The 13,603-nt window shown below is 73.5% G+C and carries 12 protein-coding genes; 6 read left to right on the top strand and 6 right to left on the bottom strand.

Annotated features, from left to right (window positions below):
- Positions 1–26: 26 nt before the first annotated feature.
- The 4 genes from AB0M16_RS12500 to AB0M16_RS12485 are packed head-to-tail and all read left to right on the top strand — an operon-like array spanning position 27 to position 3,806.
- Entirely contained in the window at positions 27–1,184 is a 1,158-nt protein-coding gene (locus AB0M16_RS12500; protein WP_365341762.1) for an acyl-CoA dehydrogenase family protein, read from the top strand.
- Positions 1,181–1,972 carry an SDR family oxidoreductase gene (locus AB0M16_RS12495; RefSeq protein WP_365341760.1) on the top strand — a complete coding sequence of 264 codons (792 nt, stop codon included), beginning with the start codon at positions 1,181–1,183 and terminating at the stop codon, positions 1,970–1,972. The genes AB0M16_RS12500 and AB0M16_RS12495 overlap by 4 nt, the downstream gene beginning before the upstream one ends.
- A 15-nt stretch (positions 1,973–1,987) precedes the next feature.
- Positions 1,988–2,605: a TetR/AcrR family transcriptional regulator gene (locus tag AB0M16_RS12490; protein ID WP_365341758.1), complete on the top strand. Its 618-nt coding sequence runs from the start codon at positions 1,988–1,990 to the stop codon at positions 2,603–2,605.
- Between the two features lie 43 nt (positions 2,606–2,648).
- Entirely contained in the window at positions 2,649–3,806 is a 1,158-nt protein-coding gene (locus tag AB0M16_RS12485) for an acetyl-CoA C-acetyltransferase (RefSeq protein WP_365341756.1), read from the top strand.
- Positions 3,807–4,088: 282 nt separating this feature from the next.
- Here the strand turns inward: AB0M16_RS12485 and AB0M16_RS12480 are convergent, their stop codons facing one another.
- The 5 genes from AB0M16_RS12480 to AB0M16_RS12460 form a co-directional block, all read right to left on the bottom strand.
- Complete coding sequence (locus tag AB0M16_RS12480) at positions 4,089–4,997, bottom strand: tyrosine-protein phosphatase (RefSeq protein ID WP_365341754.1); 909 nt, start codon at positions 4,995–4,997, stop codon at positions 4,089–4,091.
- A gap of 10 nt (positions 4,998–5,007) precedes the next feature.
- Positions 5,008–5,997 carry a nitronate monooxygenase gene (locus AB0M16_RS12475; protein WP_365341828.1) on the bottom strand — a complete coding sequence of 330 codons (990 nt, stop codon included), beginning with the start codon at positions 5,995–5,997 and terminating at the stop codon, positions 5,008–5,010.
- Between the two features lie 131 nt (positions 5,998–6,128).
- Positions 6,129–6,851, bottom strand: coding sequence for a CoA-transferase (locus AB0M16_RS12470; protein WP_365341752.1), 723 nt, complete (start codon positions 6,849–6,851; stop codon positions 6,129–6,131).
- Complete coding sequence (locus tag AB0M16_RS12465) at positions 6,848–7,705, bottom strand: CoA-transferase (protein WP_365341750.1); 858 nt, start codon at positions 7,703–7,705, stop codon at positions 6,848–6,850. Before AB0M16_RS12465 ends, AB0M16_RS12470 begins: the two co-directional genes overlap by 4 nt.
- The gene (locus tag AB0M16_RS12460) at positions 7,702–8,469 is read right to left on the bottom strand and encodes an enoyl-CoA hydratase family protein (protein WP_365341748.1); all 768 of its coding nucleotides are present in this window, start codon (positions 8,467–8,469) and stop codon (positions 7,702–7,704) included. Before AB0M16_RS12460 ends, AB0M16_RS12465 begins: the two co-directional genes overlap by 4 nt.
- A 64-nt stretch (positions 8,470–8,533) precedes the next feature.
- Between AB0M16_RS12460 and AB0M16_RS12455 the strand changes: the two genes are divergently transcribed.
- The gene (locus tag AB0M16_RS12455) at positions 8,534–9,307 is read left to right on the top strand and encodes an SDR family oxidoreductase (RefSeq protein ID WP_365341746.1); all 774 of its coding nucleotides are present in this window, start codon (positions 8,534–8,536) and stop codon (positions 9,305–9,307) included.
- Positions 9,308–9,318: 11 nt separating this feature from the next.
- Positions 9,319–10,194 carry an SDR family oxidoreductase gene (locus tag AB0M16_RS12450; protein WP_365341744.1) on the top strand — a complete coding sequence of 292 codons (876 nt, stop codon included), beginning with the start codon at positions 9,319–9,321 and terminating at the stop codon, positions 10,192–10,194.
- Between the two features lie 132 nt (positions 10,195–10,326).
- Here AB0M16_RS12450 and AB0M16_RS12445 read toward each other — a convergent pair whose 3' ends face one another.
- Positions 10,327–13,407: a vWA domain-containing protein gene (locus AB0M16_RS12445; protein WP_365341742.1), complete on the bottom strand. Its 3,081-nt coding sequence runs from the start codon at positions 13,405–13,407 to the stop codon at positions 10,327–10,329.
- Positions 13,408–13,603: the final 196 nt, after the last annotated feature.

The raw sequence follows: 13,603 nt of genomic DNA, 5'->3' as shown, positions 1-13,603 counted from the left end.
AGTGTTTGGTAGGTTACCGTGCAGCCATGAGCAGCGCCATGAGCAGCGTCGAGGAGTTCCGCACCGAGATACGCGACTGGCTCACGGTCCGACTGGCGGGCCGGTTCGCCGGGTTGAAGGGCCTGGGCGGGCCCGGCCGCGAGCACGAGGCGTTCGCCGAACGGCTCGCCTGGGAACGGCACATGGCCGCCCACGGCTGGACCTGCGTCGGCTGGCCGAAGGAGTACGGCGGGCGGGGAGCGAGCCTCGAGGAACAGATCGCCTTCCACGAGGAGTACGCCCTCGCCGACGCCCCCGCCCGCGTCAACCACATCGGCGAGCAACTCCTCGGCCCCACCCTCATCGACCACGGCACCGACGAGCAGAAGGCCCGCTTCCTGCCGGCCGTCCGTGCCGTCGAGGAACTGTGGTGCCAGGGCTACAGCGAGCCCGAGGCCGGATCCGACCTGGCCGCCGTCCGCACCCGCGCCGTCCGCGAGGGCGACGAGTGGGTCGTGCACGGCCAGAAGACCTGGACCTCCCTCGCCCACGAGTCCCAGTGGTGCTTCGTCATCGCCCGCACCGAGCCCCGCGCACCCGGCGCCCGCCCGCACACCGGACTCTCCTACCTCCTGGTCCCGCTCGACCAGCCCGGCGTCGAGATCCGGCCCATCACGCAGCTCACCGGCACCAGCGAGTTCAACGAGGTCTTCTTCGACGGCGCCCGCACCCCCGCGAGCCACGTCGTCGGCGCCCCCGGCGACGGCTGGCGCATCGCCATGGCCACCCTCGGCTACGAACGCGGCGTCTCCACCCTCGGCCAGCAGGTCGGCTTCCGCCGCGAACTGGAGGCCCTGGTCCAACTCGCCCGGGCCAACGGCTCCGCCGCCGACCCGCTGATCCGCGACCGGCTCGTCCGCGCCTGGATCGGCCTGCGCACCATGCGCGCCCACGCGCTGAGCGGCGCCGACCCCTCCATGGCCAAGCTCTACTGGTCCCACTGGCACCGCGACCTCGGCGAGCTCGCCATGGACGTCCGCGGCGCCGCCGGGACCCTCGCCACCGGAGAGCCGTACGAACTCGACGACTGGCAGCGCCTGTTCCTCTTCTCCCGCGCCGACACCATCTACGCCGGGTCGAGCGAGATCCAGCGGAACATCATCGCCGAGCGGGTGCTCGGCCTCCCGAAGGAGCCCCGCGCATGAGCAGGACACCCGCTCCCGACTACGTCCCCGGCCACGGACTGCTCGCCGGCCGCACCGCCGTCGTCACCGCCGCCGCCGGCGCCGGCATCGGCGGCGCCACCGCCCGCCGGCTCCTGGAGGAGGGTGCCCGGGTCCTCGTCAGCGACGCCCACGCCCGCCGCCTCAAGGAGACCGAGGAGGCGCTCGCCGCCGAGTTCGGCGCCGACAAGGTCGCCTCCCTGCCCTGCGACGTCACCGACGAGCGGCAGGTCCAGGCCCTCCACGACACCGCGGTACGGCTCCACGGCGGACTCGACATCCTCGTGAACAACGCCGGACTCGGCGGCACCGCCGAGCTCGCCGACATGACCGACGACCAGTGGAACCGCGTCCTCGACGTCACCCTCAACGGCACCTTCCGCTGCACCCGCGCCGCCCTGCGCCACTTCCGCGACAGCGGGACCACGGGGGTCGTCGTCAACAACGCCTCCGTCGTCGGCTGGCGCGCCCAGGCCGGACAGGCCCACTACGCCGCCGCCAAGGCCGGCGTCATGGCCCTGACCCGCTGCGCCGCGATCGAGGCCGCCGGCTACGGCGTCCGCGTCAACGCCGTCGCCCCCTCCCTCGCCATGCACCCCCACCTGGTCAAGGTCACCTCGGCCGAACTCCTGGAGGAGCTGACCGCACGCGAGGCCTTCGGGCGCTACGCGGAGCCCTGGGAGGTCGCCAACGTCATCGTCTTCCTGGCCAGCGGCTACTCCTCGTACATGACCGGGGAGACGGTCTCCGTCAGCAGCCAGCATCCGTAGGACCAGAATGGAAGCGTGCCAACGACCAAGAAGAAGACGCAGGTGACCGCCTCGCCCGAGCGGCGCAGGGAACTCCTCGACACGGCGGCCGAGGTGTTCGCCGCGCAGGGGTACAACGCCACCACCGTCCGCAAGATCGCGGACGAGGCGGGCATGCTCGCCGGCAGCCTCTACTACCACTTCGATTCCAAGGAATCGATGCTCGACGAGATCCTGTCCACCTTCCTGAACGAGCTGTGGGACGGCTACGACGCCGTACTCGCCGCCGGGCTCGGCCCCAGGGAGACCATCGAGGCCCTCGTCACCGAGTCCTTCCGGGAGATCGACCGGCACCGCGCCGCGGTCGCGATCTACCAGAAGGAGGCCCGTCACCTCGTCGACCAGCCCCGCTTCCACTACCTCGCCGATTCGCAGGTCAAGTTCGAGAAGGCCTGGCTCGGCACCCTGGAGCGCGGAGTCGGGTCCGGCGCCTTCCGCGCCGACCTCGACATCCGGCTCACCTACCGGTTCGTGCGCGACACCGTCTGGGTCGCCGCGTCCTGGTACCGCCCCGGCGGACAGCACAGCCCCGAGGAGATCGCCCGTCAGTACCTCTCGATGGTGCTCGACGGGATCGCCGTACGCATCGAATAGCCCGCTCGCGCGGACAACGCGCGGACACCCAGGAGGAGTCGTCATGGCCGAGGCCTACATCGTCGAAGCGGTCCGCACCCCGGTGGGCCGCCGCAAGGGCGGACTCGGCGCCGTCCATCCGGCGGACCTCGGCGCCCATGTGCTGAAGGCGCTCGTCGAGCGGACCGGCGTCGACCCCGCGGCCGTCGAGGATGTCGTCTTCGGCTGCCTCGACACCGTCGGGCCGCAGGCCGGCGACATCGCCCGCACCTGCTGGCTCGCGGCCGGACTGCCCGAGGAGGTCCCCGGCGTCACCGTCGACCGCCAGTGCGGCTCCTCCCAGCAGGCCGTCCACTTCGCCGCACAGGGCGTGCTCTCCGGCACCCAGGACCTGGTCGTCGCCGGCGGCACCCAGAACATGACCATGATCCCGATCGCCTTCGCCTCCCGGCAGGCCGCCGAACCGCTCGGCCTCACCCAGGGCCCGTACGCCGGCTCCGAGGGCTGGCGGGGCCGGTACGGGGACGCGCCGGTCAACCAGTTCCACGGTGCCGAACTCATCGCCGCCAAGTGGGGCATCACCCGCCGCGACCAGGAGGAGTTCGCCCTCCGCTCGCACCTGCGGGCGCTGCACGCCATCGACGAGGGCCGCTTCGCGCGCGAGACCGTCCCCTACGGCGACGTCACCGTCGACGAGGGCCCGCGCCGCGACACCAGCCTGGAGAAGATGGCCGGACTGCAGCCCGTCGTCGAGGGCGGCACCATCACCGCCGCCTGCTCCTCCCAGGTCTCCGACGGCGCCGCGGCGATGCTGATCGCGAGCGAGCGGGCCGTACGGGAGCACGGGCTCACCCCGCGGGCCCGCATCCACCACCTCTCGGTGCGCGGCGAGGACCCGATCCGCATGCTGTCGGCGCCGATACCGGCGACCGCGCACGCCCTGAAGAAGACCGGGATGACCATCGAGGACATCGACCTGGTCGAGATCAACGAGGCCTTCGCCCCGGTCGTCCTCGCCTGGCTCAAGGAGACCGGCGCCGACCCGGAGCGCGTCAACGTCAACGGCGGCGCGATCGCCCTCGGCCACCCGCTCGGCGCGACCGGCGTGAAGCTGATGACGACCCTCCTGCACGAACTGGAGCGCACCGGCGGCCGCTACGGACTGCAGACGATGTGCGAGGGCGGGGGACAGGCGAACGTGACGATCATCGAGCGGCTCTGAGACACGGCGCGGCCGCCACGGCCCGCCACCGTCCGGCCGGAGGCCGGCACAGGTCCCCGGATTCCGGGAGGCTCGGGGGTGTGCCGAGGCCCTTACGGGCGGCCCCGTACGGGTACGGCGGGCCCCTGGCCGGATCCGTACCCGTGCGGGAGGGGACTGACGCCCCTGCCCGGACGGGAGGGGGCAGACGCCCGCCCTCCTGCGGCCGGCAGCACCTCTCGTACGGGTACGGGCGTGGCCCGCACCCCGGGAGGTGCGGGCCACGCCGGCGTACGGGAACGGTCAGCCGACGAGCCGCTCCCGGAGGCCCGCCAGGGTGCGCAGGTCCAGGCCGAGGCCGTCGGTGACGTAGCGGTAGAGGCTGCCGTAGCCGGTGCGGACCTCGGCGAGGGCCGCGTCCAGGTACTCCTGGCGCACCTCCTGGAACGGGATGATCAGGTCCGGGTTCTGCATCAGCCCGGCCTGCTTCAGCCCCTCCCTGACCCGGGCGTCGTACGCGGCCCGGATGGCGTTGGAGGCCAGGTAGTCCTCGGTGGCCGAGCGTTCCGGCACGCCGAGGAGGGTGAGCAGCAGCCAGCTCGCCCAGCCCGTACGGTCCTTGCCCGAGGTGCAGTGGAAGAGCGTCCGCCCGGCGCCCGGGGCGGACAGCTCGCGCAGGGTCGTGCCGAACTGCTGTCGGTTCGCCGCGTTGGTGACGAAGGTGCGGTACACCTCGGTCATGAAGGCCGCCGCCCGGCCGCCGCCCAGCATCTCCTCCTGCTTGACCGGGTCGCGCGAGCCGATCGCGGCGAGCAGCCGCCCGTACAGGCCGTTGTCGGTGACGGTCCGGGACACCGGCACGACGCCGGCCGGCAGCCGGTCCGCGCCGTCGGACTGCACCTCCAGGGGGATCCGGAAGTCGACCGCCCGGGCCAGGCCGAGCCCGCCGAGCGTCACCAGGTCGGCGTCGGTCAGCTTGCCCAGGTGGTCGCCGCGGTAGACGAGGCCGTGGCGGACCTGGGCCCCGTCGTACGTGAGGTAGCCGCCCAGGTCACGGACGTTGACCGCACCCTGGAGCGGGACCTGCCGGATGGCGTTCGCGCTCCAGGGGCGGGGTCGGGACCGTGGTCCGGCCAGGACGGGTGGGGCGGCGACCGCCAGAAGAGCGGTGGCGCCGGCGGTGCTCAGCAGTGCGCGTCTCGACAGAGACATGGCTGACTCCCTACGTGGATGGAAGGGTACGGAGCACGTGCGCGGCCTCGGACATGATCCGGGTGACGAGTTCCTCGCAGCTGGGCAGGTCCTCGATCACCCCCGCGACCTGTCCGGAGGCCATGACGCCGAGGTCGGTGCGGCCCTCGACCATGGAAGCCTTCAGGAGCATCGGGGTGTTGGCGGCGAGCAGGACCTGGCTCCAGGACAGGTCCTTGCCGTGGCGCATCGCCAGGCCGTCACGGACCATCGCCGCCCAGGACAGCCCGGAGAGCCTCCGGAAGCCGGCGGCCCGGCGCACGGCCTGCACGAGTCCCCTGACCCGGCCCGCCCGCTCCAGCGCGGCGACCATCTCGGTGCGCAGCATCCGGTGCGGCAGCCCGTCGACGGCGGTCGTGACGGTGACGTCCTTGACCGTGGCCGTCAGGTACTTCGCCTTGACGGCGTCGGGGACGGTCGAGTCGGAGGTGAGCAGGAAGCGGGTGCCCATCGCGACGCCCGCCGCCCCGTAGGACAGCGCGGCGACCAGGCCGCGCCCGTCGTGGAAGCCGCCGGCCGCGATCACCGGGATGTCGACCGCGTCGACCACCTGCGGCAGCAGGACGGTCGTCGCCACCTCGCCGGTGTGTCCGCCGCCCTCGCCGCCCTGGACGACCACCGCGTCGGCGCCCCAGGCGGCGACCTTCTCGGCGTGCCGGCGCGCCCCGACGGAGGGGACGACGACGACGCCGGCGTCCTTCAGTTCGGCGATCAGCTCGCGCGAGGGCGCGAGGGCGAAGGAGGCGACCCTGACACCCTCCTCGACGATGATCCGGACCCGTTCGCGGGCGTCCCCGGCGTCGGCCCGCAGGTTCACCCCGAAGGGCCGGTCGGTGCGGGACTTCACCTCCCGGACGGCGGAGCGCAGCTCGTCCACGGTCATGGTGGCGGAGGCGAGGACGCCGAGGGCGCCCGCGTTCGCGGTGGCCGAGACGAGCCGGGGCCCGGCCACCCAGCCCATGCCGGTCTGCACGATCGGGTGCGCGACGCCGACGAGCTTCGTGAGCGCGGTCTCGAACACGGGCGTCTCCCCGGCGGGGTCGTCCGCGGCGGGCGTCCTCACGGTCGGGTGCTCGGCGGCGGGGTTCTCCGTCACGCCCTGACCTCGCGGTCGCGGAGTCCCTGCGGGTCGACGACCTCGCGGATCAGGCGCAGTTCCTCGGCGCTGGGCTTCCGGGTCGTGGGGACCTCGCCGTCGGTCACGAGCTCGAAGCCGGTGGCCGCGCGTACCTCGTCCACGGTGACGCCCGGGTGCACGGACGCGAGGCGCATCGCGTGGTCGGGGGTCGCGAAGTCGAGGACGGCGAGGTCGGTCACGACCCGGGGGAGGTGGTGGTACGGGCCGACGGCGTGGTCGTAGCCGACCCCGCTGATCATGTCGACCCGCTCGACGAAGACCCGCGGCGAATGCTTGGGCACCCAGTAACTGACCGGGTTGTTGAGCGTGTTGACGGGTGCGCCGCGCACCCCGAGGAGCTGCCGGGCGGGCCGCTCCCAGTCGCCGATGCAGGAGATGTTCTGGTTGCCGTACCGGTCGATCTGGCTGGCGCCCATCATCACGTGCCGCTTGCCGCCGGTGACCATGGTCAGGTGCCGGCGGTACGGCAGCCAGCCCTCGGGCCGCCCGTCGAGGCCGACGAGCAGCGCCTCGCCGTCGGTGAGCAGCAGGTCGGGGGAGAAGGTGCGCTTGGCGAGGCGGGCGCCGAGGGCGGGGACCAGGCCCATGGGGCTGGCCAGGACCTCGCCGTCGTCGCGCCAGGCCTCGGCGCAGGCCACCACGCAGTACTCGGCCCGGGTGATCACGTCGGTGGTCACTTCTGCTCCTCCGTCCGCTCGTCGTGCCAGGTGCGCACGGCGGCCTGGTAGTCGTCCTCGCTCTTGCCGGCCAGGAAGCGCGTGGCGAATTCGGGCCAGGGGGTGGTCGCGTAGAGCTTCTGGAAGGGCTCGTCGCGGTCGTGGTCCGGCGCGCAGGAGGTGAAGTGCGCCCCGTTCGGGGTCTCGACGACGCCGGTGACGCTGTGCCGGGAGACGAGCAGGGTCTGCGGGACGGTGTCGGGGCCGAAGGCGTCGACGAGCCGCTCGCAGGACAGGTACGCGGTGTCGGCGGCCTCGCAGAACAGGTCGTCGAAGTACGGGTCGGGGCCCAGGTACTGCCCGTTGCCGAGCCGGTCGGCGCGGTTGAGGTGGACGAGCGCGGCGTCCATGCGCAGGGCGGGTACGGCGACGAACTCCTCGCCGTCCTCGTACGGGGAGGTCACCGTCCGCAGCTCCGGGTTGACCCGCATCACGTCGGAGCCGAGGCCGGCCCGTACGGGCAGGAAGGGCAGCCGGTTGGCGGCGGCGTGCAGCCCCCACATGAACATCGCCTCGTCGAGCTCGGTGAGCTGGAGGGTGCCGCGCTCGCGGGCCGCCCGGAAGTGCGGTTCGAGGGGGATGGAGTCCAGGGTGGCGAAGGGCGCGACGAGCCGGCGGATCCGGCCGGCGGCGGCCAGCAGGCCGACGTCGGGGCCGCCGTAGGAGATCACCGTGAGATCGGTGATCTCGGACCGGAGCAGCGCTCTGACCAGGGCCATCGGCTTGCGCCGGGAGCCCCAGCCGCCGATCCCGATCGTCATGCCGGAGCGGAGCCGGCCCACCACGTCCTCGGGGCTCATGGTCTTGTCGGTCATGCCTGCCGCTCCTTCCCGGTGGCCTCGGGGGCGCCGAAGGTGTCGCGGACCCGGTCGGCGACACCGCTGAGGTTGGCCTCGAAGGTGAAGCCCTGCTCGAAGCGGTAGCTGCGGCGCACGTCGACCGGGTCGATGCCGTTGATGGCCGCCTTGGCGAGCCGGATGAGGGTGCCGTCCTTGGCCGCGATCTCGCCCGCGAGCTCCAGGGCCGCGGCGCGGAGCTCCTCGAGGGGGACCACCTTCCACACCGAGCCGTGGGCGTGCAGCTCGTGGGCGGTGGCGGTGCGCGAGGTGAAGTAGAGGGCGCGCATCAGATGCTGGGGGACGAGCCGGGCGAGGTGGGTCGCGGCGCCGAGCGCGCCCCGGTCGAGTTCGGGCAGCCCGAAGACGGCGTCCTCGGCGGCGACGATCGCGTCGGCGTTGCCGACGAGTCCGATGCCGCCGCCCAGGCAGAAGCCGCCGACCGCCGCGACCACCGGCACCTCGCAGTCGTAGACCGCCGCGAAGGCCTCCGCGCAGCCGTGGTTGACGCCGATGAGCGAGCCGTGACCGGGGTCGCGCTGGAGTTCCTTGATGTCGACGCCCGCGTTGAAGCCGCGGCCCTCGGCGGCGAGGACGACGCAGCGGACCTCCGGGTCGCGCCCGGCGGTGCGGACCGCGTCGGCCAGGTCGTACCAGCCGCGTACGGGAAGGGCGTTGACGGGTGGGAAGTCGACGGTGACCAGAGCGACGCCCTTGTCGGGGCGTGAGGTGGAGACACCCATGAGCGGATCAGCTACCTTTCCACCAAACGTTTGTTAGGTGACGCTGGGAGGAAGGTAGCAGCCGATGGAGCTGGACGGGAGGGTCGCCGTCGTGACCGGTGGAACCCGCGGGGTCGGCGCCGGCATCGCCCGGGCCTTTCTGCGGGCCGGGGCCGAGGTCGTGGTCTGCGCCCGCAGGCCCCCCGGCGAACCGGTCGTCGAGGGAGGCCGCGAGGCCGTGTTCGAGGCGGTCGACCTGCGGAGACACGAGGACGTGACGGCGTTCTTCGGCCGGTGCGCCGAGCGGTACGGGCGGCTCGACACCCTCGTCAACAACGCGGGCGGCACGCCGTACCGCCTCTTGGCCGAGGGCGGCGAGAACGCGGCCGAACGGCACGCGCGGGTCGTCGAGTTGAACCTCACCGCCCCGCTGATCGCCTCCCTCGCCGCGTACGAGCAGCTGCGCGCGGCCCGCGGCTCGGTCGTCATGATCGGCAGCGTCAGCGGCACCCGCCCCTCGCCGGGCACCGCCGCCTACGGTGCCGCCAAGGCCGGCCTGGAGAACCTGGCCCGCTCCATGGCCGTCGAATGGGCGCCCGAGGTCCGCGTCAACACCCTGGTCCTCGGCATGGTCAGGACCGAGCTGTCCCACCTGCACTACGGCGACGTCGACGGCATCGCCGCCGTCGGGCGCACCGTGCCCCTCGGCCGGCTCGCCGAACCGTCCGACATCGGCGAGGCCGCGGTCTTCCTCGCCTCCGGGCGGGCCGGCTACGTCTCCGGAGCCTCGCTCCTGGTCCACGGCGGCGGCGAACGCCCCGCCTTCCTGGACGCCGCGACCGTCAACAAGGAAAGCTGAGGAGAGCTGACATGGGACTGTGCGACGAACGAGTGGTCATCGTGACGGGCGCCGGCCGCGGGCTCGGCCGCGCCCACGCGCTGGCCTTCGCCGCCGAGGGCGCCAAGGTCGTCGTCAACGACCTCGGCGTCGGCCTCGACGGCCGCCCCGGCCCCGACACCCCGGCGGCCCAGGTCGTCGACGAGATCCGGGCGGCCGGCGGCGCCGCCGTCGCCCACGGCGGCGACATCGCCACCGAGGAGGGCGCCGCCTCCCTCGTGCGGACCGCCCTCGACACCTACGGGCGGCTCGACACGCTCGTCAACAACGCGGGCTTCCTGCGCGACCGCATGCTCGTCAACCTCGGCGAGGACGACTTCGACGCCGTCATGCGCGTCCATGTGAAGGGACACTTCCTGCCGCTCCGGCACGCCGCCGCGCACTGGCGCGCCGAGGCGAAGGAGGGCCGCCCGGTGACCGCGCGCGTCGTCAACACCACCTCGGGCGCGGGACTCCTCGGCAGCGTCGGCCAGGGCAACTACGCGGCGGCCAAGGCCGGGATCGTCGGCCTGACCCTCGTCGCGGCGGCCGAGATGGGCCGCTACGGCGTGCAGGTCAACGCCATCGCCCCGGCCGCCAGGACCCGGATGACCGAGCAGACCTTCGCGGGGCTGGAAGCGCTCCCCGAGGACGTCTCCCCGCTGGTGGTGTGGCTGGGCTCGGCCGCCTCCGCCGGGGTGACCGGCCGGGTCTTCGAGGCGGAGGGCGGCCGGCTCACCGTCATGGAGGGCTGGCGCCCCGGCCCCAGCGCGGACAAGGGCGCCCGCCGGACCCCGGCCGAGGCGGGTGAGACGGCCCTGGAACTCCTCGCCCGGTCGGAGCCCCCCCAGCCGGTCTACGGCGCGTAGCCCCCGACGCCCGCGCCCCCCTCGTGCCCACCCGTTCCTCCCCGCGGAAGAAGCCGGGGGGAGGAACGACTGCCCTCACGGAGGTGGGCGGCGGCCGCCCGTGCCCAGCGGGGGCGGTGTGCGCGGCCTCCGTCAGTCCGCTCGGTCGCCGCAGCAGCCGCCTCCTCCCCGGCCCTTGGGGCCGTGGGGGTGCCCCTGGTCGTGTGGGTCGTCGGGGTGGCCCTGGTCGTGCGGCCCGTGCGGGAGGTGCGGGTCGTGCGGGTGGTGCGGGTCGCACGGGCCCGGGGTGGGGGGACGGTCCGGACCGCACGGGCCGTGGGGCGGGCCGGTCAGGCAGTGGCAGAGGGCGCGGAGCAGGCCGGCGAGGGTCCGCTCGCAGCACGGGTCGCACGGGCCGCCGCCCGGCGGCAGGGGCGCGCCCGGTACGACCACCGGCGGGCGACCGGGCTGCGAGACGATCACCCCGGGCGCGCCCGGGGTGCCCGGGACCCAGGTGACGGGAACGGTGTAGCTTCCGTCGCCGTTGTCCTCGACCGGGCCGGTGACCGTGGTCCCGGCCGCGCCGCCGATCGGGAGCAGGTCGGACCGGCCGGGGCCGACGTGATTGCCGTACCGGTCGCGCGGCACGAGCGTGAGCGTGCCGCCGTCAGGTCCGCCGGCGACGGTGACGCTCGTGCGGCCCGGGTCCACGGAGACGTCGACGTGCACCGTCCACTGCGTCTCGCGACTGGACCAGCAGCCCTCCCCGTACACGGCCCGGGCGTGGAAGGTGTGGTTGCCCTCCACCCTCAGCGCGTCCGTCAACGGGTTGCCGAACAGGCCGCCGGGTTCGAAGGCGCCCTCGGTGTGCGCCGGGTCGTTGAAGAGCGGGAAGGTCTCGTTCGTGTAGGCGAACAGGGGCCTTCCGGCGGCCTTCTCCATCGCCCGCAGGGTCGCGTGCCGGGCCGGGATCGTGTCGCCGCCGACCGTGGCGGGGGCCCCGAGGCCCGCCTGGGTGAGCAGGTTGCCCGCGCCGGCGGCCGGCCGGGTGAGCGTGAGGTCGACGCGGGGGTCGTGCGGGCTGCCGCCCTCCGCGTAGTGGAGCAGCACCAGGGGGTTGACCACGTCGCCCGTGTAGTACCGGGAGGGGCCGGGCATCCGGTCGAGCCGCGGCCCGCCGGAGGCCACCACCTGGACGAAGTACCGCAGGTCCACGCCGGGCGGCGGGAACTCCCCGCCGCCCGGCCGGAACACCTGCACCCGCCACTGGCCGTCCCGGCTCCCGCCCTGCGGCAGCGGCACGCGCAGGAAGGTCCAGGTGTGGCCGCTCTCGGAGACGACCCCCGCGGCGGAGGTGGAGACGGAGGCGCCGCTCGGGGTCACCAGCGAGATCCGCAGTGTCCCGTCCGGGTTGTCCCAGCCGACCACGACGGTCAGGGACTCCTCGCCGCACACGTGGAACGGGATCGGATCGCCGCGGCGGTCGGCCGCCGGCATGTCGAACTCGGGGTCGAGCAGTGCCCCCGACTCGAAGATGTTCCCGAAGGCGAGGCCGAAGAACTTCTTCAGGGCCAGCCCGCTCCCCGCCCGGGTGTACAGGCCGTTGTGGTCCTGGGTGAGGCGGGTGAGCAGGGCGCCGTCGAGGCTGGTCTCCGTGCCGAAGCCGACCGCGTTGACGTCGACGCCGGCGAGGGAGGCCTCGACGTCGGCCACCATCGGCGGCGTGTTCTGCAGGCCGTCGGTGAGCAGCAGGATCGAGCGCGGATGGGCGCCGGGCGCCGGGAACTGGCCGCGGGCGGCGTCGAGTCCGCCGCCGATCGTCGTCATGCCGCCGGGCGAGAGGCCCCCGACGACGCCGCCGGAGAACGGCGGCGGACCCACCAGGGCCGTCTTCGCGGCGTCGGTCACCGGCGCCAGGGCGAAGTCGACGGGCGAGCTCGCGGACGTGGAGAAGGACACCAGGCCGAGTCTGTTGCCGTCGCCCGCGCGCACCAGGCGGACGAACAGCGAGGCCGCGTCCCGGGCCTCCTCGATCTTGGTGCGGTCGCGTCCCGTGCCCGCCTTGTCCTGCATGCTGCCGGAGCGGTCGAGGACGACCATGACGTCCTTGCTGACCGCGGGTCCGGGCGGGGTGGCGATGTCGCGGAGCATGCTCGCCGTCGGGTAGTAGTGCAGCCGGCACCTGCTCCCGTTGGACAGCACGCCGACGACCCGGCCCGAGGTGTCGAAGAGTCCGGAGCCGGAACTGCCGCCCGAGACGTCGAAGTCGGTGTCGAGGGCCGCCGTCGAACTGGACAGCACGCTGCCGAACGAGGCGTGCGGCGGGGACAGCTTCTTCACCGCGCCGTTCGGATGGTGGATCCCGAACACGGCCTCGCCGGCCCCCGGCAGGTCGGGCCTGATCGGGATCGGGGTGATGCCGAGCCCCGCCGCGGGCACCTCCAGCTGCAGCAGGCAGTAGTCCCCGCCCGCGTCGTACCGGTGCCGGAGCACCTTGACGACCTTGTGGAAGCGGGCCGCGTACCCGGCGGGACGGGCGCCCGCGCAGTCGGTGGCGTAGTCGAAGGTGACCGAGGCCGAGGCGGCCTCGCCCGCGACGTCCTCCAGGCAGTGCCCGGCGGTCAGCACCACGTTCGGCTCGACGAGCGTCACCGAGCAGGTCGAGAAGGAGTCTCCGTGGGCGGACACGATCATGCCGACGCTCCTCGCGACCCGGGCGCGCACGTCCGAGGCGGGCGTCGCGCACGCCGCGTTCTCCCAGTTCGGCGGAGTGCGGCAGAACCAGAACGGGTCGTACTTCGGCTCCGTGTAGACCGCCTCGCCCAGGAACGGGTCGCTGTGGGAGAAGGCCGTCGGGTCCTGCTCTCCCGCGTGCCGCTCCCCGCGCGCGTACTTGTCGAGGGTCGCGCCGCCCGTGGCCGCCCCGTCCGTCACGTACCGGACCGGCACCCGTCCGCCCGGGAACGCGTACACGTTGACCGGCCGCGTCCAGAAATCGGACCCGTCGGCGGCGGTGAACACGTCCTTCCCGTAGCCGAGGTCGACCTCCAGGCGGTTGTTCCCCGGCAGGGCCGCGTCGCGGAAGTGCAGGACGACCAGCTTGGTGCCGGAAGGCGCGGGGACCCACGGGAAGTCGAACGCCCACGTGCCGGGCGAGGTCGGCGGCGCGCCCGACGCGGGCCCCACGGTGACCGGGGGCGACAGCGTCTGCACCGTACCGGTGATGTGCGACATGGCCTCTCCTCAGGGGTTGTCGGTCCGCCCCGCAGCCGTCCCGTTGCGGGCATCGCGAGACGTACCCAACCAACTACTCTCAGTAATCATTGCTGGTGGGGGCGTGAAGGAGCGCGCAGGGCGCCAGGAGAGTGCACACGTCGTCGCTCTTTCCCGGCCAGTGGGAACGCGCGCTCCCGGGCCACCGCGCCCACGG

Origin of the sequence: Streptomyces sp. NPDC051921 (assembly GCF_040680975.1) — a bacterium.
In the GTDB taxonomy this organism is placed as follows: Bacteria; Actinomycetota; Actinomycetes; order Streptomycetales; family Streptomycetaceae; genus Streptomyces.
This window is presented reverse-complemented; position numbering and strand designations above follow the sequence as displayed.

Coding starts and splice junctions, on each gene's coding strand:
- AB0M16_RS12465 (WP_365341750.1), bottom strand. CDS start 7,705: ATGACCGACAAGACCATGAGCCCCGAGGACGTGGTGGGCCGGCTCCGC.
- AB0M16_RS12480 (WP_365341754.1), bottom strand. CDS start 4,997: ATGTCTCTGTCGAGACGCGCACTGCTGAGCACCGCCGGCGCCACCGCT.
- AB0M16_RS12450 (WP_365341744.1), top strand. CDS start 9,319: ATGGGACTGTGCGACGAACGAGTGGTCATCGTGACGGGCGCCGGCCGC.
- AB0M16_RS12500 (WP_365341762.1), top strand. CDS start 27: ATGAGCAGCGCCATGAGCAGCGTCGAGGAGTTCCGCACCGAGATACGC.
- AB0M16_RS12475 (WP_365341828.1), bottom strand. CDS start 5,997: ATGGGCTGGGTGGCCGGGCCCCGGCTCGTCTCGGCCACCGCGAACGCG.
- AB0M16_RS12460 (WP_365341748.1), bottom strand. CDS start 8,469: ATGGGTGTCTCCACCTCACGCCCCGACAAGGGCGTCGCTCTGGTCACC.
- AB0M16_RS12455 (WP_365341746.1), top strand. CDS start 8,534: ATGGAGCTGGACGGGAGGGTCGCCGTCGTGACCGGTGGAACCCGCGGG.
- AB0M16_RS12485 (WP_365341756.1), top strand. CDS start 2,649: ATGGCCGAGGCCTACATCGTCGAAGCGGTCCGCACCCCGGTGGGCCGC.
- AB0M16_RS12445 (WP_365341742.1), bottom strand. CDS start 13,407: ATGTCGCACATCACCGGTACGGTGCAGACGCTGTCGCCCCCGGTCACC.
- AB0M16_RS12495 (WP_365341760.1), top strand. CDS start 1,181: ATGAGCAGGACACCCGCTCCCGACTACGTCCCCGGCCACGGACTGCTC.